Consider the following 25,394-nt stretch of genomic DNA (forward strand, 5'->3'; position numbering starts at 1 on the left):
GCGCCGCGCTGCAGTGACCGCTGGTCGGCGCGTGGCCGGTACGGCGTTTCATCCACAACCGATGTGGACCAGCGCTCGACAAAGCTGTGGACAACCGCGTCCAGGCCTCACCGGGCAAGCGTTGTGAGTATGTGGTGAAAAAACCATCAGCTTGCCGCGGGGCTGCGCAGGCGGGATGATCCGGGTATGGATTTCTCTCCGCTGACGCTGGCTCCTGCGCAGTGGCAGGCGCTGCAGGACAGCTACGCAACGCCGCCCCGCGCCTACCACCACTTCGGACACGTACGCGCGGTGCTGCAGCACTGCCAGGACGTGGCTGACGGCCCGGGCTGGCAGAGGCCCGCCGAGGTGTATCTGGCCGTGCTCTACCACGACGCGATCTATGTGGCGGGCCGCAAGGACAACGAAGTGCATTCGGCGGCGCTGGCCCTGCAGGCAATCGCACGGGCCCCGGAGCTGGCCGGCGTCGACGCCGCGCGGGTCGAGCAGTTGATCCTGCTGACAGCCCGCCATGGCGATCTGGGCCCGGACGACGTTGATGCCGAGGCCGCGCTGTTCCTGGACTGCGACATGGCGATCCTGGCCGCGCCCGAGCCAGTGTTCGCCGCCTATGATCGTGGCGTGGCCGAAGAGTACAAAGGGGTCGTGCCGGGCTTCCTGTACCGCGCCGGGCGTCGCCGTTTCCTGCAGGGGCTGCTGCGGGCGCCGCGCATCTTCCTCAGTGACTTCTTCCACCAGCGCCTGGATGCGGCGGCTCGGGAAAACCTGCGTCGACAGCTGGCCCGCTGAGCTGGACCGGTACACTTGGGCCTGCTCTCACCGATTGTCGCTTCCCACTGTGTCCGTCCCTGATCCCGACCCCCGCCCGCTGCCCCCCGAAGAGCCCGGTCCCAACGAGTGCTGTGGCAGCGGCTGTCCGCTGTGCGTGCTGGATCTGTATGCCGATGAGCTGCAGCGCTATCGCAAGGCGCTGGCCGAGTGGAAGACGCGGCATCCGGAGGCAACGCCATGAGCCGTGCGCGTCCGGCGGCGGTGCTGGCACTGGTGGCGCTGCTGCTGTTCGTGACCACCGCGCTGTGGACCCAGGTCGCGCGCAGTGATCTGGACTGGGTGCGCGCAACCTTGAGCCTGTACCTGCACGGGCCGTGGAGCCTGGCATTGCGCGCTGCCTACTGCCTGCTGGCGCTGGCCATTGCGGCGCTTGGCATTGCGCTGTATCGCGGCAGCATCGGTCCGCGCCGCAGTGCGGCGGCGCCGCTGTTGTTCACTGTCTCTGCACTGGGGCTGGCGACGGTCGCCATCGGTGACAGCTGGCTGCCTGAAGCGACCCCGCTGCTGGCACCGTTCATCCATGGACTGGCAGCCAACACCGCGTTCCTGTGTGCCAGCGTCGGCATGCTGCTGCAGGCCTGGTACCTGCGCCGCGAACCGGGTTGGCAGTCCGCCGCGGGCCTGCTCTGGGGCTGGGCATGGCTGGCCTTCGTGCTGCTGTGGCTGCATGTGCTGTGGCGTGGTGGACCACCGCGTGGGCTGGGACAGAAAGTGGTGATCGCGGTGATCGTTGGCTGGCTGCTGTATCTGGCGATGGCCCTGTACCGGCGCAGCCGTCGGGCCGCAGCCCACTGAATCCCCAACGGCCTGCGCCGGTACGTGCCGTGCACGCGGCGGCGGCGTATCGTGTGCGCATTCCATCGGGGATGCGACATGAAGCGTGCAGGGCTGGGCAGGGCAATGGGTGTGGTTCTGGCGTTGGCAGCACTGCCGGCAATGGCGGCGGCCAACGTGCAGCAGTTCAGCCACGGGCGGTTCGAGCAGATTCCGGTGCACATGCCGGCTGGCACGCCGCAGCGTGTGGTGATCTGGTTCCATGAACCCACCTCCGGTGGTGATACCAGCCGCCTTCCGATCGAGGCCCTGCGTGCCGATGGCGCGATGGTGGCTGCCGTGGACATCGCGCATCTGCGCAGCGTCCTCAAGCGCGAGGGGAATCCGACCTGTTCGTTCGGTTCCGGCGACGTCGAGAACTTCTCGCGCTGGTTGCAGGCCTCCCTGCACCTACCTGGCTACCACCTGCCGCTGGTCGGTGGTGATGGTGAAGGCGCCGAGATGGCCTACACGCTGGCCGCACAGGCCGACACCCAGGTGTTCGCCGGCCTGCTGACCACCGGCTTCTGCCCGGATCACAGTCACGAGCGCATGGTCTGCGGCGATGGCGTGAAGCACAACAAGCTGCAGCCTGCCGAGTTGAATTCCCCGTGGCTGAGCGCCGCCGGCGACCATGGCTGCAAGGTTGGCGAGGCCAGTCGCTTCGTGCAGCAGGTGGCGATGGCACGCGAGTTCAAGCGCACCGCGCGCGGCGATGCTTCACCCGGCCTGGTGGCGGCGGCGCGGGTGATCGGCGCGCAGGCCGGCGTCAGCCTGGCACCGCCACCAGCCGCGCTGAAGGGCCTGCCGATAGTGGAAGTACCCGCTGCCGGTAATGGCGACACGCTGGCCGTGTTCGTTTCCGGCGATGGCGGCTGGGCCGGCCTGGACAAGGACGTGGCATCGTCGCTCAACGAGCATGGCGTGGCCGTGGTCGGCATCGACTCACTGCGCTACTTCTGGAGCGAACGCACGCCGAAGGGATTTGCCACTGACCTGCAGAAGATCATCGATCACTACCGCCAGCAGTGGCATCGCGACAAGGTGATGCTGATCGGTTTCTCGCAGGGTGCCGACGTGCTGCCGGCCACCATCAACCAGCTCGATGCCGATACCCGCGCAGCGCTGGATCGTATCGTGCTGTTGTCGGTAGGCAGGAAGGCCGACTTTGAATTCCACGTCAGCAACTGGCTGGGTGGTGGCGGCGATGGTCTGCCGATCGCGCCGGAAGTGGCGAAGCTGCCGGCGGCGAAGACCCTCTGCGTGTATGGCGACAAGGATGACGACGCGCTGTGCCCCGGCCTGCCGGCCAACGACGGCGTGCAGAAGGTGAAGCTGCCGGGCGACCATCACTTCAATGGTGATTACGACCGATTGGCCGAAGTGATCCTCAAGGGCGGGGCGTAGCGCCGGGCCACGCCCGAACGCTGTCGCCGCCGTGTCGACCAAGGTCGACACCTACCGGGTGGCTTGCAGCGCCGGGCCATGCCCGGCGGCTCAGGGCTTCAGTTACGCCGCGGGTCCAGAGAGATCAGGCGCGTGGCATCCAGCAACGCGGCCGGCAGATGCATGCCGCCGGGTGCTGCCAGATAGCGCGGTCGCCACTGCGGGTCGAACTTCGACTTGAAGCGGCGCAGGCCACTGAAGCCATAGAAGCGTTCGCCATGCCGCGCGAGCAGGCCGGCCAGTCGGTTCCAGCGACCAGCAAGGCGATGCTGGGCCAGCCCGGACAGCGGCGCCATGCCCAGCGAGAAGCGCGCATAGCCCTGAGCGCGGCCCCACAGGAACAGCTCGATGAACAGGAAGTCCATCGTGCCCTTCGGTGCCTCGTTGACGTGGCGCATGAGGTCCACCGACAGCTCGGCACCGGCCGGTGCCTGCCACAGGTTGGCGAATGCCACGATCTGGCCCTCGGCTTCGACCAGTGCCACCGGGAAGCGCGCCAGGTAATCCGGATCGTAGCTGCCCAGCGAGAAACCCTTCTCGTCGCCGGCCTTGTCTTCCAGCCACGCGTTGGAGATCGCGTGCAGGCGGGGAAGCAGGCTGGGAATCTCTTCCACCGGTGCCACGCGGAACGAGAGGCCCCCGCGCTTGCCACGGTTCCAGGCCTGGCGCAGATCGGCGCGTTCGCGGCCTTCCAGGCTGAAGTCGTGCAAGGGCACGATCGCTTCCTCGCCCAGCTTGACCAGGCCCAGGCCCAGGTCGAGATAGGTCTGCCAGTAGGTCTCGCCCACCTGGTAGAACACCGGGCGCAGGCCGAGCCGGTCAGCTTCCTCGCGGAAGCGCCATATCAGCGCGCGCGCCACATCAGGCGGGCCGACCGGATCGCCCATCGCGATCAGCGAACCGCCGTAGCGCTGCATCATCACGAAGCCCTGTTTCGCATCATCGCGCAGCACCGCCTTGTCGGCGGTCAGTACCAGGCAGGCCTGGGTATCGGTGGCACCGGCCAGTACCGGCGCCAATGATTGCAGCGTGGCCTCGTCGGCGGCTGGCAGCGGGCTGCGCGTACTGTGCAGCAGCCGCGCCAGGCCGAACATCACGAGCGCGATCGCCACCACCAGCAGCGCACGCAGCGCACGCGGTGCGTTGCCGGATATCGCAAACTGCCACCACAGCTCGTTCTGGTACTCGACATGGCTGTAGGTGAAGAACAACAGCCAGGTGACCGCCACCAGTACCAGGCCGAGGTTGCGCAGCCATGGCCACGACCATGCTTCATCGAGCAGCGCGCCCTGGCGGTAGAACTCGCGGCGTGCGGCCCACAGCGCCATCGCCACCAGAAGGGCGGAGACCGCGATCAACGGTTGGCCACCGCGCAGCCACAGTGGCAACGGGGTGATCACGCACACGGCCATCGCCAGCATCCATGCGGCATGGCTGCGCCGGGCCAGGCCCTGGCCGATCAGCAGCAGGGCGACGCCGCTGAGGCTGCCGATCAGATGGGACGTTTCCAGGATCGGCAGTGATGCGTTGACCAGGTGACGGCGCGGCGTGGGCAACGTGCCGTCGATGACCAGCGCAGCACCGATGCTGAACACCGCCAGCGCGATGATCTGCGGCAACCATGGGCGCAGCGCGTTCCAGCCGGCACGGGTTGCCCCGGCACTGGCCTGCAGCGGCTGGCGCAGCGCGGGTGCAAGCGCGAGCAGGGTGGCCAGCAGCAGGGGCAGCACGTAGTAGGTGACGCGGTAGATCAACGCCGCCGCCAGCACCGCAGCCGGTGCCACCTGTGGCAGCAGCTTCAGCAGGCTCCATTCGAACACGCCGAGGCCGGCGGGCACGGTCGAAACCAGGCCGGCCAGCACCGCGACCAGGTACAGGCCGACGAAGCCGGGCAGGCCGGTCGGCGTCGAGTCCGGAAGCAGCACATAGAACGCGGCACTGGCCAGCACCAGCTCGATCACGCTGAGCACGGTCACCCCGATCATCGTGCGCCGGTCGGGCAGCCACAGCGCATGGCCGAACACGCTGAACTGGCGTCCATCGCGGCCGACCAGCAGCAGGGTGGCCGCATAGGCCAGCAGCGCGACGATGCCGACCACGCGCACCGCATCCGGGTCCAGCGGCAGGGCAAGCGCCGCTGCCGCCGGTTCCATGCACAGCGCCACGCTGATCAGCAGCCACGCACCGAACACGAAGCCAAGCGTGCTCATCAGCACGACCTGGCCGATCTGCGCCAGGTCGAGGCCGGCGGTACGGTAGCCGCGCAGGCGCACCGCACCGCCGGTGAGCGCGGCAAAGCCCACGGTCTGGCCGAGCGTGTGTGCCAGGAACGCGGTGATGCCGATGCGCGCCGGATGCACGCGGATGCCGCTGCGGCGCAGGCCGATGGCATCAAAGCCGATCAGGCAGGCATAGCTGGCCAGGCCCAGCACGACAGTAAGCGCGATCTGCGTGCCACTGAGCTGGTGGAAGGCATGGCGTATGGCGCGGTAGCCGTTCTCATCGAACTCGTTGGCCAGGCCGTGCAGCGCCAGCGCAAGGATCAGCAGCGGGATGACGATGGTGAGGACCCGCTTCCATGCCGGGGTGGAGGGAGCGGTGGCGGGGTCGGTGGTTTCGGTCATCGGCGCAAGGGTGCGTCAGGGAGGGCGAGGGCGGTGTCAATGCAGCCGTGGCGCATCGTGCGCCTGTCGCTGGCATTTGACCAGCGTCGCTGTCGGAAGCCGGTAGTGACCATGTGTGGAAGGCTGCCCTGCACCCATCGTTGACCGGTTTGGAGGACAATGCAGGTCTGATCACCCGCAGGAGCCACGCCCATGATGGAGCGTTACGACGTCGGACCGCGCATGTCCGAAATGACCGTGTACAACAAGGTCGCCTATCTCTCCGGCCAGATTCCGGAAGACACCAGCCAGGACATCACCGGGCAGACCCGGCAGGTGCTGGCCGAGATCGACAAGCTGCTGGCGCTGGTGGCCAGTGATCGCCAGCACGTGCTGCGCGCCGAAGTGTTCCTGGCCGACATGGCCGACTTCGATGGCATGAACAAGGCATGGGATGAGTGGGTGGTGGAAGGTGCGACCCCGGCGCGCGCCACGGTCGAGGCCAAGCTGGCCCACGCCGACTGGAAGGTCGAGATCGTGGTGACGGCGGCAGTGCCGTAACGGCAAGGTCACCTCCCAGCAGTGGAGGAGGGGGTAGAGTCGACTGTTAGTCGACTATCGCGCGCAGCGCGGGGTTTTGCGCCGCCGGAACGAAGAGCAGTCGACTAACAGTCGACTCTACCCCGCCGCTCCGCCGCTCCGCCGCTCTGCCGGTTGGTCCGGTGGCTAGGCCGGCACCAGCTCGATGCAGTCGACCGGGCACGGCGGGATGCACAGCTCGCAGCCGGTGCACAGATCGGCGATCACCGTGTGCATGTACTTGGCGCCGCCGACGATGGCGTCCACCGGGCAGGCCTGGATGCACTTGGTGCAGCCGATGCAGTCGGCTTCCACGATCAACGCCACCTGCGGCGCCTTGTGCTCGCCGCGCGAACGATCAAAAGGAATCGCCGGTACGCGCAGAACCTGGGCCAGCGCGCGTGTACCGGCATCGCCACCGGGTGGGCAGCGGTCGACGCCTGCCTCGCCGCGCGCCATCGCCTGCGCGTACGGTCGGCAACCGTCGTAGCCGCATTGCCCGCATTGGGTCTGCGGCAACAGGCGGTCGAGGCGTTCGGTCAGGGGTGGGATCAGGCTCATGCGTGGCGAAGGCTGCGCGTCGGGTTACTTCAGGGGTTTGCCGCGGAACCAGCGCTCGTGGGCCAGCGCCAGCATCGGCTTGTCTTCGGAACTGTCACCGTAGGCATGGATGCGCACGTAACGCGACAGATCGAACTGGCGACGGATGTGCTCGACCTTGCGCGGGCCACAGTCGCCACCGGCGTAACGGCCGGTCAGGCGTCCGTCCTGACATTCCAGCCGGTTGCAGATCAACTGCAGGCCCAGCTGCTCGCACCACGGCCGCAGGTACAGGTCCAGCGAGCCGGACACGATCACCACGGTGTGCTGCTGTTCCTTGTGCCAGCGGATCTGCTCCAGCATTTCCGGGCGCACCACATCGGGCAGGAACTCACGCGAGAAGCCGGCGGCCAGGGTGGCGATGTCGTCACTGTGGCGGTCGCTGAAGGTCAGGCGGGTGACGCGCGCGCGGATGCGTCCGGCCGAGATCAGCTTCAGCTTGTACGCGAGCAGCCACGGGCCGACCTTCCACCACGCCTGCGCCAGCTGTTCGGCGGTGGCCACGCGGCGCAGGAAACGGCCATAGGTATCGCAGGTGGTCACGGTGTGGTCGAAGTCGAACAGCGCCAGTTCCATTCCGTTGCCTCCCATCGCGTTGCCTCCGGTGGCCGGTGCTGCCGGCGGGCGCGGCCGAGGCCACGCCCGCTGCGGGCATCAGCGGACCGGCATGCCCGGCTGCGCGCCGCTGTCGGCGTCCAGCAACGCCAGCGCACCGCCGTCGAAACCGGCCGACAGGATCATGCCTTCGCTCAGGCCGAAGCGCATCTTGCGCGGGGCCAGGTTGGCGATGAACACCACGCTGCGGCCGACCAGCTTCTCCGGCTCGCCGTAGCTGGCGCGGATACCGGAGAAGATCTGGCGCTTGCCCAGTTCACCTGCATCCAGTTCGAAGCGCAGCAGCTTGTCCGAGCCTTCCACGAACTCACAGACCAGCACCTTGCCGATGCGCAGGTCGAGCTTGGCGAAATCGTCGATGCCGATGTAGGTCGGAACATCGGCGCTCTTTGCGTCGTCCTTGGCCGGTGCCGGTGCAGCCGGCTTGGCCGCTTCGGTCCTGGCGGCGGGGGCGGCAGCGGCGGCCGCGGCCGGCTGCAGGGTGTCCTTGGAGGCGTCGATCATGGCGTCAATCTTCTTCGGGTCGATACGGGTGAACAGCGGGGTGTAGTCGGTGATGCGGTGGCCCAGCAGCGGCTGTGCCAGTTCGGTCCAGTCGTTCACCGGCGCGGCCAGGAAGGCTTCGGCCTGCGCGGCGGTGGCCGGCAGCACCGGCTTCAGGGCGGTGACCAGTACGCGGAACAGGTTCAGGCCCTGGCTGCACACGGCCTGCAGCTGCGCGTCGGCGCCTTCCTGCTTGGCGATGACCCACGGCTTGACGTCGTCGATGTAGCGGTTGGCTTCGTCGGCCAGGGCCATGGTCAGGCGGATCGCCGCGGCCGGGTCGTTGCGCTCGTAGGCTTCACGGATCGGCGCCAAGCCGTCGACGAAGCGCTGGTACTGCGCTGCATCGGGCAGCTGCGCGGCCAGCTGGCCGTCGAAACGCTTGCTGATGAAGCCGGCGCAGCGGCTGGCCAGGTTGACGAACTTGCCGACCAGGTCGGCGTTGACGCGGGCGATGAAGTCACCCAGGTTCAGGTCGAGATCGTCGACGCCACCGCCGGACTTGGCGGCGTAGTAGTAGCGCAGCGCTTCCGGCTCCAGGCCGGCATCGAGGAAGGTACGCGCCATCACGAAGGTGCCGCGCGACTTGCTCATCTTGGCACCGTCCACGGTCAGGTAGCCGTTGACGTGCAGGCGGGTCGGCGCGCGGTGGCCGGTACCGTGCAGCACCGCCGGCCAGAACAGGCCGTGGAAGTTGACGATGTCCTTGCCGATGAAGTGGTGCAGCTCGGTGCTGGTACCGGCGCGCAGGTGCGCTTCGAAGTCTTCGCCGATCCTGCCGCACAGGGTCTGGAAGCTGGACAGGTAGCCGATCGGTGCATCCAGCCAGACGTAGAAGTACTTGCCCGGTTGGCCGGGAATCTGGAAGCCGAAGTACGGCGCATCGCGCGAGATGTCCCACGCGCGCAGGCCACCTTCGGCATTGAGCCACTCACCCAGCTTGGCCTTCACCCCCGGCAGGGCGACGTCGCCGGCCAGCCATTCGCGCAGGAACGCGTCGAAGTGGCCCACCTCGAAGAAGAAGTGCTCCGAATCGCGCATTTCCGGCGTGGCACCGGAGATGACCGAACGCGGTTCCTTCAGGTCGGTCGGCGCATAGGTAGCGCCGCACACTTCGCAGTTGTCGCCGTACTGGTCGGGGCTGCCGCAGTTCGGGCAGATGCCCTTGACGTAGCGGTCGGGCAGGAACATGCCCTTGGCCGGGTCGTAGAACTGCGCCACCGAACGGCGGCTGATGTGGCCGGCCGCTTCCAGCTTCAGGTAGAACTGCTCGGTCAGCGCCTTGTTGGCCGCCGAATTGGTCGAGTCGTAGTGGTCGAAGGCCACGCCGAAGGCGGCGAAGTCACGTTCGTGGCTGGCCTGGATGTTGGCGATGAAGGTTTCCGGGGTGACCCCGGCCTTTTCCGCGGCCAGCATGATCGGCGTGCCATGGGTATCGTCGGCGCAGACAAACCAGGCCTTGCCGCCACTCATTCGCCGCGCACGCACCCAGATGTCGGCCTGGATGTAGCCGACCAGGTGGCCCAGGTGCAGCGGGCCGTTGGCGTAGGGCAGGGCGGTGGTGACGAGCGCGGTACGGGTCATGGTCGCGGGGTGAAGCCGAGGGGAACCGCAGAGTATCGCATGCCCGCAACGAGGTGACCCGGCCGAGGCCGGGTCACGGGGATGAAGCGGGGAGCGGGGCGCTTATTCGCGCTGCCAGGTCTGCGCGCGGCAGATGAAGGCGATGCAGCCGGACACGTCCAGCCGGGTGCCGCCGGGCTGCAGTTCCATCTTCGACTTGTAGGTCTTGCCATTGGCCGGATCGAGGATGGTGCCACCGGACCACTTGTTGGCGCCGTCGGCCTTCAGGTTCCAGAGGATGGTCATGCCCTTCACCGGCTTGTTCCTGTTGGCGCCTTCACAGCCGTCACAGACCGGGTTGGGGCCCTTGTCCGAGTGCAGGATGTCGACCACCTTGCCGGTCAGGGTGCCGTTGGCGGCCTGGGTGATCTCGACGATCGACTTCACCTTGCCGGTCTTGTCGTCGATGGTCTTCCAGCGGCCGGCGGCGCCATCGGCGGCCTGCGCCGAGAGCGCGGCCAGGCACAGCGGCAGTGCCAGCAGCAGGGTCTTGAAGTTCTTGCGCATGGTCCCCTCCCAGGGTTCATTCCGGCACGATGCCGGTACGGGTCGACTGTATACCCATTCGGCGGGGTATGGGGAAGGGGGGCTTTGCAGGGCTGCGCCCTGCACCCGCGGGGGCAACAGGAACTGCAACAGCAACAGCGGGCTATCCGTGGGATGGCGGGGTGGGGCCGGTTGCGGGGGGCGCTGCAAGTCCCCCTCCGGGGCCCGGCCCAGCCGCTGGCGGCTGTGCGTTCGGGCGCTTGCGAAGCAGTGCTTCGCAAGCAAAGCGCCCTCACCCATGTAAGCTCGGTCGCCGCTTGCTCGTGGGCGCAGTCCTGCGCACACGGCAAGACCGGGGTTGGGCGTCCTGCCCAACCCGCCCGAGGCATGCCTCGGGCCCATGCGGCTCACGCCCCCGCAACCGGACCCACCCCGCCTTCGACAGGTCTCCGCGATCTGTTGGAATGCCACGGCCTGCTCTTGGTGGGTGTCGACCTTGGTCGACACGTAGATCCACGCCATGCGTGGATGGGCCTCCGCGATTGAAAATCGCTCACGCGATCTCGTACAACTCCAGTGGCAGGTCGTCGGGGTCGGCGAAGAAGGTGAAGCGTCGGCCGGTGTATTCGTCCACGCGGATCGGTTCGCAGGCGACACCATGCGCGGCCAGGCGGTGGATGAAGGGTTCCAGTGCAGTCACCCGGAACGCGAGGTGGCGCAGACCCTGGGCCTCCGGGCGGCTGGGACGGGGCGGCGGCGAGGGGAAGGAGAACAGTTCCAGCTGGCCGCCGTCGGGCAGGGCCAGATCGAGCTTCCAGGAATCGCGTGCGGCGCGGTGGTTCTCGGCCAGCACGCGCAGGCCGAGGATGCGCACGTAGAAGTCCTTCGAGCGTGCGTAGTCGCTGCAGATCAGTGCGGCGTGGTGGATGCCCAGCAGGGCGTCGGAACCGGGGGTCATTGCAGGGTGTCCAGCCAGCGCTGGGCGATCTTCTGCGCCAGCGGATAGGGTTCGGGGTCGTTGCGGTTGGTCAGCACGATCACGGTCAGGTGCTTCTCCGGGTGGCGCACGATCACGTTGCGGAAGCCGATGCTCTCGCCGCTGTGCCATTGCACCGGGCCGTTCAGGCGCCAGCCGAAGCCGTAGTGCGGCACATCCGGTTCGGGCGTCGGTGTGGCGGGGCTGAACATCGCCCGGCGCGAAGCCTTCGACAGCAGGCGGTCGTCGTACAGCGCCGCATCCCAGCGGGCCAGGTCGTCCAGCGAGGAGTAGATCCCGCCGTCTCCCAGTACAGCGCTGGTAGTGCTCTGGTCGGTGCGCTGCCAGCGGCCATCGATCCTGCTGTAGCCATAGGCGCGTGCGGCGACCGTGTCCACGCCGTCCTGGTGGGCCACGGTATGCGTCATGCCCAGCGGGCGGAAGATGCGTTGTTGCAGGAAGGCGGCGAAATCCTGGCCGGATGCGCGGCCCACGATCAGTGCCAGCAGTGCATAGCCGCTGTTGCTGTAGCGGTACTGCGTGCCCGGCGCGAAGTTCAGCCGGTCCTGGCGCGACAGCAGGGCCAGTACATCGGCATCGTGTACCTGCCGCGTGTCTGCCGGGTCCATCAGGTCTTCGTAGTCGAGCAGACCGCTGGTATGCGAGAGCAGGTGGCGGAGGGTGATGCCCGCTGCAGCCGGTGGCAGCTCGGGCAGCCACTGCCGGGCCGGCTGGTCCAGCCCGAGCCGGCCGTCTTCCACCAGCAGCAGCACCGCCGCGGCGGTGAACTGCTTGCTGACCGAGGCCAGCCGGAAGTTGCTGGCGGCTGTGACCGGGGTGCCGTCTTCGACCACCGCAAGGCCGTAGCCACGGCGGAACACCGGCTGCCCGTCATGCAGCACCAGCACTGCGGCGCCGGGCACCTGGCCATCGTAGGCCTGCATCAGGCCGTCGATACCGGCATCCGGTGGGGTCAGCACCGGTGCGGCGGCGCCCGCCAGAGGCAGCAGGCCCAGCACGGCGGCGAACAGGGCGACGGCAGGGCGCATGGTGGCTCCGGAAGCGTCAGGGCGAAGGTGTGGGCGCAGCGCTGGCCGGCTGTGCCATCCAGCGCTCCATCTTGCGGTCCAGCACGTCCAGAGGCATCGAGCCGTCTTTCAGCAGTTCTGCATGGAAGCGGCGCAGATCGAAGGCTGCGCCCTGGCGTGCCTTGGCCTTGTCGCGCAAGGCAACGATGGTGGTCAGGCCGGCGACGTTCGACAGTGCCTGGCCGGGCTGGGCCATGATCCGCTCGACTTCGGCGTTGGCGTCATCGCTGCTCATGTCCACCGTCTTCTGCAGGTAGGCCACGGCCTGCTGCTTGCTCCAGCCCTGTGCATTGACGCCGGTGTCGGCGACGACGCGCGCGGCGCGCAGCAGGCGTGAGTACAGGTAGCCGATACGGTCGTAGGGATCGGTGTAGACGCCGAGGTCTTCACCCAGCGTTTCGGCGTACAGGCCCCAGCCTTCGACGAAGGCGAGATCGCCACCGAGGCGGCGGAAGCGTGGCAGCTTGGCCAGCTCCTGCTGCAGGCCCAGTTGCACGTGATGGCCGGGAATCGCTTCATGCAGGTACTGCACCGGCACGCTCCAGCGCTTGCGGCTGGGCAGGTCGCGGGTGTTGATGTACAGCACGCCGGGCTGCCCGGGCGGCGACGGCTGGTAGGCGGCAGCGGCGGCGGTCAGCGCCCGTTCCGGTTCCACTGCGCGTACTTCCAGCGCGGACTTCGGCAGCGTATCGAGCACCTGCGGCAGGCGCGCGTTGACCTGCTGCTGCACCTGGCGGTAGCGGCTGATCAGTGCATTGGCATCGCTGTACTGGAACTGGCGATCGTTGCGCATGCTGCGCAGCAGCTTTGCCGGCGTGCCACGCAGCTTGGCGTCCTTCATCACCGTGGCTATCTGTGCCTGCAGTTCCTGCACGCGTTGCTCGCCCAGCGCGTGCAGCTGCGCGGCGGTCTGGTCGCTGGCGGTGGTCTGCACGATCAGGTTGGCGTACCAGGCCTGGCCGTCGGGCAGCGCGCCCATGCCGCTGCTGGCGCGCGTGGCCGGCAGGTACTCGGTGGCGATGAAGCCGCGCAGGGCGCGGTAGGCGGGCATGATGCGCAGTTCGATCATGCGCTTGTACTCGGCACTGATGCGCGCCTTGTCTTCGGCCGCAATTGTGTTCGGCATGGTGCGGATCGGCGACCAGAAGATGCTCTCTTCAGCGGTCGGCTTGATCACTGCATCCAGCTGCGGCAGCACCTTCTCCATCAGGTCGCGCGGCTGCACCACGCCGGCCTTCATGCCCTGGCGCATGTTGTCGATGGCCTGGTCGAACAGTTCGGGAATGCCGAGCGAGCGGCGCGACCAGGTGTCATAGTCCTGCACGGTGTTGAACGGCTGCGCGCCCGCGCCGGAGCCGAGGATCGCCATGATGCTGCCGATGTTGTAGTACTGGCTGATCGGCATCATCCAGCTCGGGTAGCGCTCGGCAGCCAGCGAGGCGCGCGCGTCACGTACGAAGATCTCGTAACTGAGCAGGTCCTGGCCCTGCAGGCCATCGCTGCCGAGTTTTTCGACCTTGCCCAGCCACTGCGTGGTGAAGTCGTGCGACTGCTGGCGCCAGGCGGCGGACAGGATGTTGGGCAGCTGGTCGTTGTAGCGCGGTTCGCCCTGGAACGTGGCCTGCAGCGGGTTCAACCGCATCGAGGCATCCCAGTATTCGTCGTACAGCCGTTCCAGCTGCACCTGCTTGGGCACGGCACGGGCCGGTGCGACCGGACGCGGCGCAGCGCGGCGCGCCGAACTGCCACGGGCCGGTGCGGTGGCACGGGCGGGCCTGGCCTTGGGCTTGGCGGCCTGGCGGGTCTGCGCAGCGGCAGGGCGGCTGGCCTTCTTCTTCGCTGCTTCGGCCGACGGCACGGCACTGAACAGGAACAACGCGGCAATGGCAGCGGCCAGGACGCGGGGGGAATACGGCATCAAGAAGCTTCCGTGGAACACAGATCGTGGAGCTTGCACGATCCGCGCGCGTACGGCCAGCGTGAAGACGCAGTCAGCTTGGCGGCGCTGGGGCTTCAGTCAGCCGCAGCGGCGGCACGCAGTGCCGCCGCGCGATCGGCGCCCAGATAGCGGGTGATGGCACGCCGCATCAGGTACAGCAACGGAATCAGGGCGACCGCAAAGCCCATCTTGTACACGTAGTTGACGCTGGCGACCGCAAGGAACAGCGAGGTCGGCCAGTGTTGCGGGCCCAGCACGAAGGCGATCCAGATCACCACGAAGCTGTCCACCACCTGCGAGATCGCGGTCGATCCGGTCGCACGCAGCCACACGTGGCGTTCGCCGGTGGCCTGGCGGATGCGGTGGAACACCGCCACGTCGATCAGCTGGCCGAGCAGGAAGGCCACCAGCGAACCGGCAATGGTCCACATGCCCTGGCCGAACACGGCTGCGAACGCGGCCTGGTAGTCGGGCACACCGTGGCCATCCATCGACGTGACCCACCAGCTGGCCGGCGCCAGCGAAATGGCCGCGAAGGCGAACAGGAAGCCGTAGCCGATCAGCACCACCGCCAGCCACGAGATGAAGCGCACGCCGCGCTTGCCGAAAAACTCGTTGATGGTGTCGGTCATGATGAACACCACCGGCCACAGCAGGGTACCGGCGGTGAAGCTGAGCGAGCCGGTCTGGCCGAACAGGTTCCAGTTCAGCGGGGCGATGCCCAGCGTGTCTTCCAGCGCGAAGATCTTCACCCCGATCAGCTCGGCCAGCACCGCATTGCCGCAGAAGAACGCGGCCAGCACGATGAACAGCAGGACAGCGCGGTCCTGCAGCGGGCGCTCGATCGGCGCCGGGGTCATTCGGTGCGTTCGCCGGCGCGGGTGAACGGCACGCTGGACGGCGCGACGGCGCCGCCGGAAATGATGAAGCTCATGGCCTGGTCGACGGTCCAGTCAGTCGGGGTCAGCAGTTCCACCGGCACGATTTCCAGGTAGCCCGAGGTCGGGTTCGGCGTGGTCGGTACATACACCGCGGCCAGCTCACGGTCGGTGCCGTGTTCCTTGATCACGCGGGTGACCAGTCCGACCGATTTCATGTCGCGGTGCGGGAAGTCGATCAGCACCACGCGCTGGGTGCTGCCCGGTTCGGTCTGCAGCATGTCCAGCAGCTTCTTTGCGCTGTCGTAGATGATGCTGGCCAGCGGAATGCGCTTGATGACCGCGCCCACCCAGCGCAGCAGGCGCTGGCCGAGCACGCGGCGGCTGGCCACGCCCACCGCCAGGATCACCAGCAGGGTGGCCAGCAGGGCGATGGTGTCCTGGATCCATTCGGCGCGGACCCAGCCGAGGTAGTGCGGGAAGCTTGTCGCGATCTGCTCGGACAGCGGTACCACCAGCGGGCTGGAAATGCCCGACAGCAGCACGAACACGAACTTGACCACGACCCAGGTCAGCCAGATCGGCAGCAGGGTCAGCAGGCCGGTCAGGAACAGGCGCTGCAGGGAGGGGCGGGGGACCAGGGCGGGGGCTTCGAGCGACATGTGCGCATTGTAGCGGTCACTGCCGGTCGATTACGCTGGTGGATCGACTGCGGCAACGAGCCATGGAAGGGAAGCTGTGTTGAAGATTCTGCGCGGACTGGGCTGGACCCTGGCGGGCCTGCTGCTGTTGACCATCGTGGTGTGGTGCGCCTCACGCATGTGGCCGGTGCCGGAATCGCGGTTGCAGGCGCAGCAACGGCTGGAAGCGCGGCTGCCGGCGAGCGGGCGCAACGGTTATGCCCTGTTGTGGACGCTGCCGTTCGACGATCTGGATGCCCGCCAGCGCGAGCAGGCGTTGGCCGAGGACGTGCGCCGTTGGGAGGCCGACCTGCGGGGCAGCAGCGGCGGCCAGACACACCTGGTGGCCAACCATGCCGAGCTGCGCTCGCGGCCCGGTGCCAGTTGCGGGCCGGCCGCCCGCGGCTGCCTCGCCCAGGTCCGCGCGGACCCGCAACGCTTCGTGGAGGCCCATGCCGGGCACCAGCAGTTGCACGCGCGGCTGGATCAGCTCGCCGAAGCAGACTACTTCGTATCGCCGTTCCAGCCGAAGGGCGAGGGCATCCTGGTGCCGATGCCGACCTACGGGCTGGTGGTCGATGCCACCAGCGCACGCGCGCTGGCGTTCGTACAGGGTGACATCGATGGTGCCCTGCGCGGCAGCTGCCGGGGAGTGCAGCTGGGCCGGCGGCTGGTGCCCGGTGGCAGCTATCTGGTCGAAAGCATCATCGGCGCCAGCCTGGTACAGGCCAACGCGCAGCTGCTGGCCGACATGCTGGTCGAACTGCCTGCCGATCACCCGCTGCCGGCCGAATGCGAACAGGCCATGCAGCCGATGCGGGCCGACGAGCAGAGCCTGTGCCGTGCGATGCAGGGCGAGTATGCGATGAACCGGGTGGCGATCGAGACCTCGGCGCGGGAATTCGGCGGCGCGCTGGTACTGGACCGCAGCAGCACCCTGGCCCGTGCGGCCGGCAATCTCGGTTGGGCCTGTGGCGCGACGGCGACCGCTGCGCTGGAGGCGGACCGTCCGTTGCCGGCACCGGCGCCGCCGCAGCGTGACTTTGGTTGCCTGTCGAACGTCATGGGTTGCCTGCTGACCGACATTGCGGGTCCGGTCTATCCGGCCTATTCGTCGCGCACCCAGGACGCCGCGGCGATGCTGCGCCTGCTGGGTGCACAGCGCTGGCTGCGGCAGCAGCCGGAGGATCCGGTGGATGCCCTGCAGCGGTTGCCGGCACAGTTCCGCTCGCCGGTGCGGTCACCGCAGCTGTCCGCCGATGGCCGCCATCTACAGGTGCCACGCCGCTCGCCGTCCCGCAGCAACGACGAAAGCCCGTGGCTGTCGGTGCCGCTGCAGGCGGAGCCAGCTTCGACTGCGTTGGCGCGCGATTGAGGCGCGCTCAGCGTGCGTGTGGCTTCAACCGCAGGTAGACCTGCTTGCGGACTTGGGCGACCACATCGCCGCTTTCATCGATCACGTCGTTGCTGAACCAGCGCAGCACCTTCTCGCCACTGGCCGCTTCGGCGCGCAGTTCATCCAGCAGCGCGTCGTCGATGCGGAACGACGTCCGCACGATGCCACGGCCCGGCTTGAGGAAGTCGATGGCGCCGGCGCGGTCCCACACGTAGTAGTCGCGGCCGAGGATGTGCAGCAGGCCGAGCATCCAGAACGGATCGGTCATCGCGAACAGGCTGCCGCCGAAGTGGGTGCCGACGTAGTTGCGGTTCCATGGCCGCAGGCGCAGCTCGACATCGATCTGCCGGTAGTCGGGGGTGATACGGGTGACGTGGATGCCGGTGAACAGGAACGGCGGCCAGAGGTTGATGCCGAAGCGGAACAGACGGGCGTTCATGCGGATCCGGGGGCGCTGGGCGAGGTGTCCAGTCTAACCATTCGCATGCGTATGTTGCACCCGGTGGCACCGGTCACGCGCCGCCGTCGATCACATACCCGTCGCGTCCATTCGCTTTGGCCTGGTACAGCGCGGTGTCGGCCCCTTCGACGAAATGATGCGGTTGCAGCTCGCCTTCCGGTACCCGGGTAAACACGCCGATGGTGAGCGTCACCCGATCGTCGCTGCCGTCACCGTGTACCGGCAATGCACGTACGCAGTCGATCAGGTCCTGGATGACAAGCCGCGCGCCTTCGGCCGGGGTATCGGGCAATACCAGCGCGAATTCATCGCCACCGTAACGCGCGGCCATGTCGCGCGGACGCCGCGCATGCGCGCCGATCAACCGGGCGACGTCCCGCAGCACGCGGTCGCCGACCTGGTGGCCATGGCGGTCGTTGTGGCGCTTGAAGTGGTCGACATCAATCAGCGCCAGGCTCAGTGGCTTGCCGTTGCGTCGTGCGGCGTCGCATTCCTGCTGCAGCGCCTGTTCGAAACGCAGGCGATTGCCAAGGCCGGTCAGTGCGTCACGGTTGGCCTGCCGGTGCCAGGCCGAAATCCGCCAGATCGCCCAGGCCAGCAGTACCAGCAGGACGCCCAGCAGGGCGGTGGCTGGCGCCCACCAGAGGTTGCTGGTGCGCAACAGCAACCAGCTCAGCAGAGGGGCAAGCGGCAGCGAACTCAGCGCCGCCAGCCACGGCAGGCGCAGGCCGAGCAGGATCACGCACAGCGCCACCAGCACAGCGCTGATGGTGTGCTGCCAGAAGCGGGGCAGCACCTCGATCTGCTTGTGCTGCAGCAGCATCGAGGCGATGTTGGCCTGGTACTCGCTGCCGCTCATCCAGAACTCGCGGGTGGTCGGGGTCAGCAGGCGCGGCGCGATGCCGCTGGCGGTCATGCCGACGATGATGCGGCGGCCATGCAGCATCGCCATGTCCACGTGGCCATCGAGCACGTTTGCGTAGGAAACCTGCGGCAACTGCTCGGGAGGTCCGGCATAGCGCACCCGCACGTAGTCGTTGCGCCGCCATTGATAGGGCGAGCCCACCTCGGGATCAGGGTCGGGCAGCCCGCGCACCGCGCCCGCGGGCAGGCCGGTCAGGGCCAGCCCGAGCGCCGGCCAATGCGCCTTGCCGATGCCCGCATGCAGGTAGATGCCGCGGGCGACGCCGTCGCTGTCCACCTCAACGTCGGTGTGGCCGATGGCGGCGGCACTGGCCGCGATCTGCGGAACCGGCAGCATTTCCTCGGCCATGCGATCACCGGCTGCCGGTGCGGCCAGCACCGGCAGCACCACCCGGCCATTGCGACGGATGGCCGCGGCCAGCGCCTCGTCCTGGCGGCTGTCGCGGCGGTCCGGCTCGGACAGCATCAGATCCAGCGCGACCCGTTCGGCACCGGCATCGGTCAGGCGATCCAGCAACCGGGCGTGGACCGAGCGTGGCCACGGCCATTGGCCGATGCGTTGCAGGCTGCCTTCGTCGATGGCCACGATCAGCACGCTCGGGTCGGGTCGATAGTCCCAGTTGCCGACCATCGCGTCGTAGGTGGCCTCGTCCTGCCGCCACAGCCATTGGCCCTGGCTGGCGACGAGGGTCAGTATCCCGGCCAGCATGGCCAGCAGGATCCGCTTCGACCACGGCAGCGGCGAGCGCCTCACAACAGCAGCCACAGCAGCAGGGCACCGCCGCCGGTGCCATAGCAGAGGCGACACGGCAGGGCGATCTGCTGGGCAGGCGAGAACTCGCCGGCATGGCCGTCATCGTCGATGTACTGCACGCGCACATGCAGGGTGCCGCGCCACGGACGCTTGAAGCTGACCTGCGGTTCGGCCACGGTTTCGTCGACCAGGGGTGCCTTGAAGTCGCCGCGGCGGTCGACCTGCACGCGATAGCGCTGGCCTTCGCTGCCGGCCTGCCAACGCAGGGTCAGTTCACCGTGCGCGGCCTCGGGCGGTTGCAGCGCAGGATCGACCGGCTCGTTGCTCAGCTGCAGTGGCAGGGCCTGGCCATAGCGCCCCTGGTGCCCATCGGCACCGCGGGAGGCGATCCGCCAGAAGTAGTGACCCGGCGGCAATGGCTGCGCCAGGCGCAGGTCGGTGCCAGTGCTGGTCTGTTCCTGCAGTGGCTGTACGAAGGTGGAATCAGCCGCGATCTGCAGCACGCTGCTGCGCGCACCGGGGGCCTGGCTCCAGCGGAAACGCGGGCGGTCGCTGTTGATTGTCTGTCCATGCAGCGGGGCCAGGGTCAGCGGCGGTGGAGGCTGGTCGCTGAGTTCGAAGTCGGCACTGGCGTCGATGCCTTCCACACCCTGCGCATCGACCGCGCGCAGCAGGATGCGCAGCTGGCCCGGCGGCAGATTGCCGATGGCCAGGCGGGTATCGGGGGTGGTGGCAGCGAACAGCAGGATCTCCGGCGTGGCTGCCTCTACCACTTCAACGCGGTAATGCGCGGCGCCGGTGACCGGAGTCCATGCCAGCAGCGTCGGCAACGGGGCCAGGCGCAGTTCATCGTTGCGCAGCTGCGGTGCCGGCAGCAGTACGGTGACTGCGTCCGGAGCGGCGTCTGCGCTGGCGCTGCGGGTGGCCTGTCCGGGCTGGACCATGCGCTGGCCATGGGCGTTGCCGACCTGCACCTTGCCCTGCAGGACCTCGGTGGCCGCGACATCACGACCGTCGCCGGCACTGACCCGGAAGACGGTGCCGCGCACGCTGCTGGTGGCGGTGGGCGCGTCGATGATGTAGCGCGATGCCGGGCCGCGCGCGGGCGTCACCCGATTGCTGGCGCGGCCCTGCTGCAGGCGCAGGCGGGTGTCGACCATGCCGGTGTGGCCATAGCGGCTGAGCTGGTCCAGGCGCAGGCGCGAGTACTCACGCAGCTGCAGGCGCGACGCATCGGCAAATTCCAGCGTGACGCTGGATTCGCCCTCGGTCTGTACGGTGTCTCCGATATGCAGCTGCTCGCCGGCCTGGATGGCGCGGCTGGCGCTGCCGTCTCCACTGGACAGTTCGACCTTGCCGCGGACCGAGAGCACCCGCGCCGGTGCCGGTTCGATGCGCAGCCAGCTGATGGGGAAACGCAGCAGCTGGCCGGGCGGCAGCCGGTAGGGATTGTCGATTCGGTTGTGCTGCTGGAGCTGTTGCCAGCGCACCGAGGGTTTCAGATACACGCCACCCAGATCCCACAGGGTGTCGCCGGGGCGGACCCGGTAGTTCCAGTCCTGCGCGGCGGCGATGGCCGGCAGCAGAAGGAGGGCACAGAGCAGGGCGCCCTGGAAGCGCATGGCAAACAACAGCGAGCGGACGAAGGTCACAGTTTTGCAATCCCGGCAATGCGGGGGTGCAGCTGCAAGACCCCATGGCCCCGACCTCATCCCCCCGAACGGATCGTGGCGGCCCTACGGCCGCCATCGTGCGCATTATTGCCCGCGTCCAGTGCAGGGATTCTGAACGAACCCGGCTTCCGTTCAGAACAGCAGGGAGGCCATCCTGCGGCGGTACTGGCCGACCAGGTCCTCGTCCGAGATCACATTGAAGGCATCGATCAGCGCTTTGCGCGGCAGGCCTTCCTCGAAACTCCGGTCGATCCGCAGCATTTCCAGGAACTGCGCCAGCGCGGCTTCGTCATGGCCGCCGAGCAGCAGCTGCACGCCGCGCAGGTGGCGGGCCTTGAGGTCATTGCCGTTGGCGGCGATGCGCGCGTCCAGCACCTCGGCGGCCGGGGCGTCCTTCAGGGCGGCGGCAAAGGACAGCCGGGCGCGGGCGCGCACGGCGCGGTCGTCGGTGGCCAGGTTGGCGGGCAGGCCGTCGATCAGCGTACCGGCTTCGTCCACGCCGCCGATCTGCAGCAGGGCCAGGGCCAGGTCGAGCTTCAGCTCGTCCTTGTCCGGCTCGGCGGCGATCTGCGCACGCAGTACGTCCACCTGTGCCTGCGGATCCAACGGCGCTTCGTCCTCGGCGGCAGTGTCGCCGACGTCGGCCGGCACGATGCCGTGCTGGGCCAGGAACTCACGCAGCTGGCCTTCCGGGATGGCGCCGGGGAAGCCGTCCACCAGCTGGCCGCCCTTGACCAGGAACACGGTCGGCACCGAGCGGATCTGGAAGGCGGCGGCGATCTGCTGTTCCTTGTCGACATCGACCTTGGCCAGCTCGAAGGCACCGTTGTATTCGGCGGCCAGTTTTTCCAGCATCGGGCCCAGGGTCTTGCAGGGGCCGCACCACGTGGCCCAGAAGTCGACCAGCACCGGCGTCTGCAGCGACTTCTGCAGGACTTCGGCCTCGAAGGTCGCAGTGGTGGCGTCGAATACGTAGGTCGTCTCGGTCATGGGGGAGGCATCGATTGGCGTCTGGAGACCGATTCTATGGTGACGATCGATGCCAGTCTCAACCCGGACTGCGGCAAATGCCCGACAATGCGTCGTTCCCGCCGCCGTTGCTCCTGGAGCCTGCATGACCTCCCCGTCTTCCCTGTTGCGTCTGTCCGGCCCCGCCGCCGCACTGCTGTTCGTGCTGGCGGTGCTGGGCTTCGGCACCGGCCTGGAAGGTTATGCACAGGCGCGGCACCCGGTGGCCCTGCTGGGCGCACACGGCGTGCCGCACGCGTTGGCCTTCAATCTGCTGGGCTTCGTACTGCCGGGCCTGTTGGCGGTGGTAGTGGCCGAGTGCCTGCGCCGACAGCTGCCGGCCAGTGCTGGCTGGGCGCCGCGGGTGGGCAGCCAGATGCTGTTGCTGGGCGGACTGGCCTTCACCGCGATGGGCTTGATGCCGCTGGATGTGGACGATCTGCACGGGCCGGCCAGCCAGCTGCACGCCAGTGCCTGGATGATCTGGGTGCTGGGCTTCGTCGCCGGCACCCTGTTGCTGGGCATCTCGCAGCTGCGCCAGACGCACGGCCGCGCCCTGGGCGGGGTGGCGCTCGCCTGTGGCGTGCTGGCGGCGCTGGCTGCCTTTGCGCTGCAGGGCGTGCTGCCGGCGCCGCTGGCACAACGGCTTGCATTCGCCTGCTGGGCGGTCTGGCTGGCGCTGGCCCTGCCTCTGTCGCGACCGCGCTGAGATCGGCTCCGGGCGCTGGCGACGCCGGCGGTCGGCGGGCAGGATTGGAGACGTTTGCCGCACTGCGGTACGCTGTACCGCTTTGCCGCCGCATCCGCGTGTTCCATGACCAGCGCTGAAACCAACGCCTACGACCCGCAGCAGGTTGAATCCGCCGCCCAGAAGTACTGGGACGCCACCCGTGCCTTCGAAGTCGACGAGACTTCGGACAAGCCGAAGTACTACTGCCTGTCGATGCTTCCGTACCCGTCCGGTGCGCTGCACATGGGCCACGTGCGCAATTACACCATCGGCGACGTGATCAGCCGCTACAAGCGCATGACCGGCCACAACGTACTGCAGCCGATGGGCTGGGACGCGTTCGGCCTGCCTGCGGAGAACGCGGCAATCAAGAACAAGACCGCACCGGCGGCCTGGACCTACAAGAACATCGAGCACATGCGTGGCCAGTTCAAGGCCATGGGCTATGCGGTGGACTGGTCGCGCGAATTCGCCACCTGCCGCCCGGACTACTATGTCCACGAACAGCGCATGTTCACGCGCCTGATGCGCAAGGGCTTGGCCTACCGCCGCAATGCGGTGGTGAACTGGGATCCGGTCGACCAGACCGTGCTGGCCAACGAGCAGGTCATCGATGGCCGTGGTTGGCGTTCCGGCGCGCTGGTCGAGAAGCGCGAGATCCCGCAGTGGTTCCTGCGCATCACCGATTACGCCCAGGAACTGCTGGACGGCCTGGATGAACTGGACGGCTGGCCGGATTCGGTCAAGACCATGCAGCGCAACTGGATCGGCCGCTCCGAGGGCCTGGAAATCCAGTTCGACGTGCGTGATGTCGACGGCAGTGCGCTGGATCCGCTGCGCGTGTTCACCACCCGTCCGGATACCGTGATGGGCGTGACCTTCGTGTCGATCGCCGCCGAACATCCGCTGGCCCTGCATGCGGCGAAGAACAACCCGGAACTGGCTGCGCTGCTGTCGGAAATGAAGCAGGGTGGCGTGTCCGAGGCCGAGCTGGAAACCCAGGAAAAGCGCGGCATGGACACCGGCCTGCGTGCCATCCATCCGGTCACCGGCGAAAAGGTGCCGGTGTGGGTCGCCAACTTCGTGCTGATGGGCTACGGCACCGGTGCGGTGATGGCTGTTCCGGGCCACGACCAGCGCGACAATGAAGTGGCAAACAAGTACGGCCTGCCGATCAAGCAGGTGATCGCGCTGAAGGATCCGCGCAACGACGACGAGCGCACCTGGGATGGTGCCCGCTGGCAGGACTGGTACAGCGACAAGAACCGTGCCTTCGAGCTGGTCAACTCGGCCGAATTCGATGGGCTGGATTTCCAGGGCGCCTTCGAAGCCCTGGCCGAACGCTTCGAGCGCAAGGCCCAGGGCCAGCGCCGCGTCAACTATCGCCTGCGCGACTGGGGCGTGAGCCGCCAGCGCTACTGGGGTTGCCCGATTCCGGTGATCTACTGCGACAAGTGCGGTGCGGTGCCGGTGCCGGAAGAGCAGTTGCCGGTGGTGCTGCCGGAGGACGTGGCGTTCTCGGGGACTGGTTCGCCGATCAAGACCGATCCGGAATGGCGCAAGACCACCTGCCCGGAATGCGGCGGCGCGGCCGAGCGCGAGACCGACACCTTCGACACCTTCATGGAGTCGAGCTGGTACTACGCCCGCTACACCTCGCCGGGTGCCCGTGATGCGGTCGACAAGCGCGGCAATTACTGGTTGCCGGTCGACCAGTACATCGGCGGAATCGAGCACGCGATCCTGCACCTGATGTATTTCCGCTTCTACCACAAGCTGCTGCGCGACGCGCGGATGGTGGACAGCAACGAACCGGCACGCAACCTGCTGTGCCAGGGCATGGTGATCGCCGAGACCTACTACCGCCCGAACCCGGACGGCTCGAAGGACTGGATCAATCCGGCCGATGTGGAAGTGCAGCGCGACGAGCGCGGCCGCATCACTGGCGCCACGCTGATCGCCGACGGCCAGCCGGTGGTGGTCGGTGGCACTGAAAAGATGTCCAAGTCGAAGAACAACGGCGTGGACCCGCAGGCGATGGTCGACAAGTACGGTGCCGACACCGTGCGCCTGTTCTCGATGTTCGCCGCCCCGCCGGAACAGTCGCTGGAGTGGAACGAAGCCGGCGTGGACGGCATGGCGCGCTTCCTGCGCCGCCTGTGGGCCCAGGTGCAGAAGCACGCCGCCGACGGTGCCGCCCCGGCGCTGGACGTTGCCGCGCTGGACGCCAACCAGAAGGCACTGCGTCGCAAGACCCACGAGACCATCGGCAAGGTCGGTGACGACTATGGCCGTCGCCACAGCTTCAACACCGCCATCGCGGCGGTGATGGAACTGATGAACGCGCTGGCCAAGTTCGAGGACGGCAGCGAGCAGGGCCGTGCGGTGCGCCAGGAAGCGCTGCAGGCCATCGTGCTGCTGCTGAACCCGATCACCCCGCATGCCAGCCACGCCCTGTGGCAGGTGCTGGGCCATGGCGAGACGCTGCTGGAAGACCAGCCGTTCCCGCAGGCCGACGCCGGTGCGCTGGTGCGCGACGCGCTGACCCTGGCCGTGCAGGTCAACGGCAAGCTGCGTGGCACCATCGAGGTGGCCGCCGATGCTGCACGCGAGCAGGTCGAAGCACTGGCTCTGGCCGAGCCGAATGCGGCCAAGTTCATGGAAGGCCTGACCGTGCGCAAGATCATCATCGTGCCGGGCAAGATCGTGAACATCGTCGCTGCCTGATGCATCCTGGGCCGGTCACCCA

The 25,394-nt window shown here is 67.8% G+C and carries 22 protein-coding genes; 8 read left to right on the top strand and 14 right to left on the bottom strand.

Annotated elements, in window-relative coordinates; genetic code table 11:
- Positions 1-186: 186 nt before the first annotated feature.
- From AC5P99_RS02485 to AC5P99_RS02500, 4 genes are all read left to right on the top strand, one after another.
- Positions 187-789 (top strand): HD domain-containing protein, encoded by a 603-nt coding sequence (locus tag AC5P99_RS02485; RefSeq protein ID WP_495212858.1) that lies wholly within the window; start codon positions 187-189, stop codon positions 787-789.
- Between the two features lie 49 nt (positions 790-838).
- Positions 839-1,012: an oxidoreductase-like domain-containing protein gene (locus tag AC5P99_RS02490; RefSeq protein ID WP_050550426.1), complete on the top strand. Its 174-nt coding sequence runs from the start codon at positions 839-841 to the stop codon at positions 1,010-1,012.
- On the top strand, positions 1,009-1,626 hold the full coding sequence (locus AC5P99_RS02495; protein WP_088436151.1) for a DUF998 domain-containing protein: 618 nt from the start codon (positions 1,009-1,011) through the stop codon (positions 1,624-1,626). The genes AC5P99_RS02490 and AC5P99_RS02495 overlap by 4 nt, the downstream gene beginning before the upstream one ends.
- A 78-nt stretch (positions 1,627-1,704) precedes the next feature.
- Positions 1,705-3,051, top strand: a complete 1,347-nt coding sequence (locus AC5P99_RS02500) for a virulence factor family protein (protein ID WP_495212859.1) — start codon at positions 1,705-1,707, stop codon at positions 3,049-3,051.
- A 98-nt stretch (positions 3,052-3,149) separates the two neighbouring features.
- Here the strand turns inward: AC5P99_RS02500 and mprF are convergent, their stop codons facing one another.
- The gene (gene mprF, locus AC5P99_RS02505; RefSeq protein ID WP_049451010.1) at positions 3,150-5,714 is read right to left on the bottom strand and encodes a bifunctional lysylphosphatidylglycerol flippase/synthetase MprF; all 2,565 of its coding nucleotides are present in this window, start codon (positions 5,712-5,714) and stop codon (positions 3,150-3,152) included.
- A gap of 192 nt (positions 5,715-5,906) precedes the next feature.
- Here mprF and AC5P99_RS02510 point away from each other — a divergent pair, with 192 nt between their 5' ends.
- Complete coding sequence (locus AC5P99_RS02510) at positions 5,907-6,254, top strand: RidA family protein (RefSeq protein ID WP_005410556.1); 348 nt, start codon at positions 5,907-5,909, stop codon at positions 6,252-6,254.
- Positions 6,255-6,419: 165 nt separating this feature from the next.
- On the opposite strand, the gene rnfB is transcribed toward AC5P99_RS02510, so the two are convergent.
- From rnfB to AC5P99_RS02555, 9 genes are all read right to left on the bottom strand, one after another.
- Positions 6,420-6,833, bottom strand: a complete 414-nt coding sequence (gene rnfB, locus AC5P99_RS02515; protein WP_495212860.1) for an Rnf electron transport complex subunit RnfB — start codon at positions 6,831-6,833, stop codon at positions 6,420-6,422.
- 24 nt (positions 6,834-6,857) lie between these two features.
- Complete coding sequence (locus AC5P99_RS02520; RefSeq protein ID WP_049451011.1) at positions 6,858-7,448, bottom strand: HAD family hydrolase; 591 nt, start codon at positions 7,446-7,448, stop codon at positions 6,858-6,860.
- A gap of 78 nt (positions 7,449-7,526) precedes the next feature.
- Positions 7,527-9,614, bottom strand: a complete 2,088-nt coding sequence (gene metG / locus AC5P99_RS02525; RefSeq protein WP_495212861.1) for a methionine--tRNA ligase — start codon at positions 9,612-9,614, stop codon at positions 7,527-7,529.
- A 102-nt stretch (positions 9,615-9,716) separates the two neighbouring features.
- Positions 9,717-10,160 carry a DUF2147 domain-containing protein gene (locus AC5P99_RS02530; protein ID WP_495212862.1) on the bottom strand — a complete coding sequence of 148 codons (444 nt, stop codon included), beginning with the start codon at positions 10,158-10,160 and terminating at the stop codon, positions 9,717-9,719.
- Positions 10,161-10,692: 532 nt separating this feature from the next.
- A complete protein-coding gene (gene gloA2, locus AC5P99_RS02535; protein ID WP_495212863.1) occupies positions 10,693-11,097 on the bottom strand; it encodes an SMU1112c/YaeR family gloxylase I-like metalloprotein in 405 nt (134 codons plus the stop codon).
- Positions 11,094-12,164, bottom strand: a complete 1,071-nt coding sequence (locus AC5P99_RS02540) for a serine hydrolase domain-containing protein (RefSeq protein WP_285311953.1) — start codon at positions 12,162-12,164, stop codon at positions 11,094-11,096. The genes gloA2 and AC5P99_RS02540 overlap by 4 nt, the downstream gene beginning before the upstream one ends.
- Positions 12,165-12,180: 16 nt before the next feature.
- Positions 12,181-14,121: a DUF885 domain-containing protein gene (locus AC5P99_RS02545; RefSeq protein ID WP_059035031.1), complete on the bottom strand. Its 1,941-nt coding sequence runs from the start codon at positions 14,119-14,121 to the stop codon at positions 12,181-12,183.
- Between the two features lie 95 nt (positions 14,122-14,216).
- A complete protein-coding gene (locus AC5P99_RS02550) occupies positions 14,217-15,002 on the bottom strand; it encodes a queuosine precursor transporter (protein WP_012480937.1) in 786 nt (261 codons plus the stop codon).
- Positions 14,999-15,682, bottom strand: coding sequence for a DUF502 domain-containing protein (locus AC5P99_RS02555; protein ID WP_054172268.1), 684 nt, complete (start codon positions 15,680-15,682; stop codon positions 14,999-15,001). The genes AC5P99_RS02550 and AC5P99_RS02555 overlap by 4 nt, the downstream gene beginning before the upstream one ends.
- 76 nt (positions 15,683-15,758) lie before the next feature.
- Here AC5P99_RS02555 and AC5P99_RS02560 point away from each other — a divergent pair, with 76 nt between their 5' ends.
- Positions 15,759-17,075 (top strand): hypothetical protein, encoded by a 1,317-nt coding sequence (locus AC5P99_RS02560; RefSeq protein ID WP_495212864.1) that lies wholly within the window; start codon positions 15,759-15,761, stop codon positions 17,073-17,075.
- 7 nt (positions 17,076-17,082) lie between these two features.
- Here AC5P99_RS02560 and AC5P99_RS02565 read toward each other — a convergent pair whose 3' ends face one another.
- The 4 genes from AC5P99_RS02565 to trxA form a co-directional block, all read right to left on the bottom strand.
- On the bottom strand, positions 17,083-17,535 hold the full coding sequence (locus tag AC5P99_RS02565; RefSeq protein ID WP_495212865.1) for a DUF4442 domain-containing protein: 453 nt from the start codon (positions 17,533-17,535) through the stop codon (positions 17,083-17,085).
- A 73-nt stretch (positions 17,536-17,608) separates the two neighbouring features.
- A complete protein-coding gene (locus tag AC5P99_RS02570; RefSeq protein ID WP_495212881.1) occupies positions 17,609-19,234 on the bottom strand; it encodes a CHASE2 domain-containing protein in 1,626 nt (541 codons plus the stop codon).
- Positions 19,231-20,886: a FecR family protein gene (locus tag AC5P99_RS02575; protein WP_495212866.1), complete on the bottom strand. Its 1,656-nt coding sequence runs from the start codon at positions 20,884-20,886 to the stop codon at positions 19,231-19,233. Before AC5P99_RS02575 ends, AC5P99_RS02570 begins: the two co-directional genes overlap by 4 nt.
- 153 nt (positions 20,887-21,039) lie before the next feature.
- A complete protein-coding gene (trxA, locus tag AC5P99_RS02580; RefSeq protein WP_005410542.1) occupies positions 21,040-21,897 on the bottom strand; it encodes a thioredoxin in 858 nt (285 codons plus the stop codon).
- A 124-nt stretch (positions 21,898-22,021) separates the two neighbouring features.
- Between trxA and AC5P99_RS02585 the strand changes: the two genes are divergently transcribed.
- Both AC5P99_RS02585 and leuS read left to right on the top strand, forming a co-directional pair.
- Entirely contained in the window at positions 22,022-22,624 is a 603-nt protein-coding gene (locus AC5P99_RS02585) for a DUF998 domain-containing protein (RefSeq protein WP_049451959.1), read from the top strand.
- Positions 22,625-22,729: 105 nt separating this feature from the next.
- Positions 22,730-25,372, top strand: a complete 2,643-nt coding sequence (gene leuS, locus AC5P99_RS02590) for a leucine--tRNA ligase (protein ID WP_005410540.1) — start codon at positions 22,730-22,732, stop codon at positions 25,370-25,372.
- The last annotated feature ends 22 nt before the right edge of the window (positions 25,373-25,394 follow it).

Source organism: Stenotrophomonas sp. YJH_SMC_80, assembly GCF_059372495.1.

Coding starts and splice junctions, on each gene's coding strand:
- AC5P99_RS02485 (WP_495212858.1), top strand. CDS start 187: ATGGATTTCTCTCCGCTGACGCTGGCTCCTGCGCAGTGGCAGGCGCTG.
- AC5P99_RS02495 (WP_088436151.1), top strand. CDS start 1,009: ATGAGCCGTGCGCGTCCGGCGGCGGTGCTGGCACTGGTGGCGCTGCTG.
- AC5P99_RS02500 (WP_495212859.1), top strand. CDS start 1,705: ATGAAGCGTGCAGGGCTGGGCAGGGCAATGGGTGTGGTTCTGGCGTTG.
- mprF (WP_049451010.1), bottom strand. CDS start 5,714: ATGACCGAAACCACCGACCCCGCCACCGCTCCCTCCACCCCGGCATGG.
- AC5P99_RS02510 (WP_005410556.1), top strand. CDS start 5,907: ATGATGGAGCGTTACGACGTCGGACCGCGCATGTCCGAAATGACCGTG.
- rnfB (WP_495212860.1), bottom strand. CDS start 6,833: ATGAGCCTGATCCCACCCCTGACCGAACGCCTCGACCGCCTGTTGCCG.
- AC5P99_RS02520 (WP_049451011.1), bottom strand. CDS start 7,448: ATGGAACTGGCGCTGTTCGACTTCGACCACACCGTGACCACCTGCGAT.
- metG (WP_495212861.1), bottom strand. CDS start 9,614: ATGACCCGTACCGCGCTCGTCACCACCGCCCTGCCCTACGCCAACGGC.
- AC5P99_RS02530 (WP_495212862.1), bottom strand. CDS start 10,160: ATGCGCAAGAACTTCAAGACCCTGCTGCTGGCACTGCCGCTGTGCCTG.
- gloA2 (WP_495212863.1), bottom strand. CDS start 11,097: ATGACCCCCGGTTCCGACGCCCTGCTGGGCATCCACCACGCCGCACTG.
- AC5P99_RS02540 (WP_285311953.1), bottom strand. CDS start 12,164: ATGCGCCCTGCCGTCGCCCTGTTCGCCGCCGTGCTGGGCCTGCTGCCT.
- AC5P99_RS02545 (WP_059035031.1), bottom strand. CDS start 14,121: ATGCCGTATTCCCCCCGCGTCCTGGCCGCTGCCATTGCCGCGTTGTTC.
- AC5P99_RS02550 (WP_012480937.1), bottom strand. CDS start 15,002: ATGACCCCGGCGCCGATCGAGCGCCCGCTGCAGGACCGCGCTGTCCTG.
- AC5P99_RS02555 (WP_054172268.1), bottom strand. CDS start 15,682: ATGTCGCTCGAAGCCCCCGCCCTGGTCCCCCGCCCCTCCCTGCAGCGC.
- AC5P99_RS02565 (WP_495212865.1), bottom strand. CDS start 17,535: ATGAACGCCCGTCTGTTCCGCTTCGGCATCAACCTCTGGCCGCCGTTC.
- trxA (WP_005410542.1), bottom strand. CDS start 21,897: ATGACCGAGACGACCTACGTATTCGACGCCACCACTGCGACCTTCGAG.
- AC5P99_RS02585 (WP_049451959.1), top strand. CDS start 22,022: ATGACCTCCCCGTCTTCCCTGTTGCGTCTGTCCGGCCCCGCCGCCGCA.
- leuS (WP_005410540.1), top strand. CDS start 22,730: ATGACCAGCGCTGAAACCAACGCCTACGACCCGCAGCAGGTTGAATCC.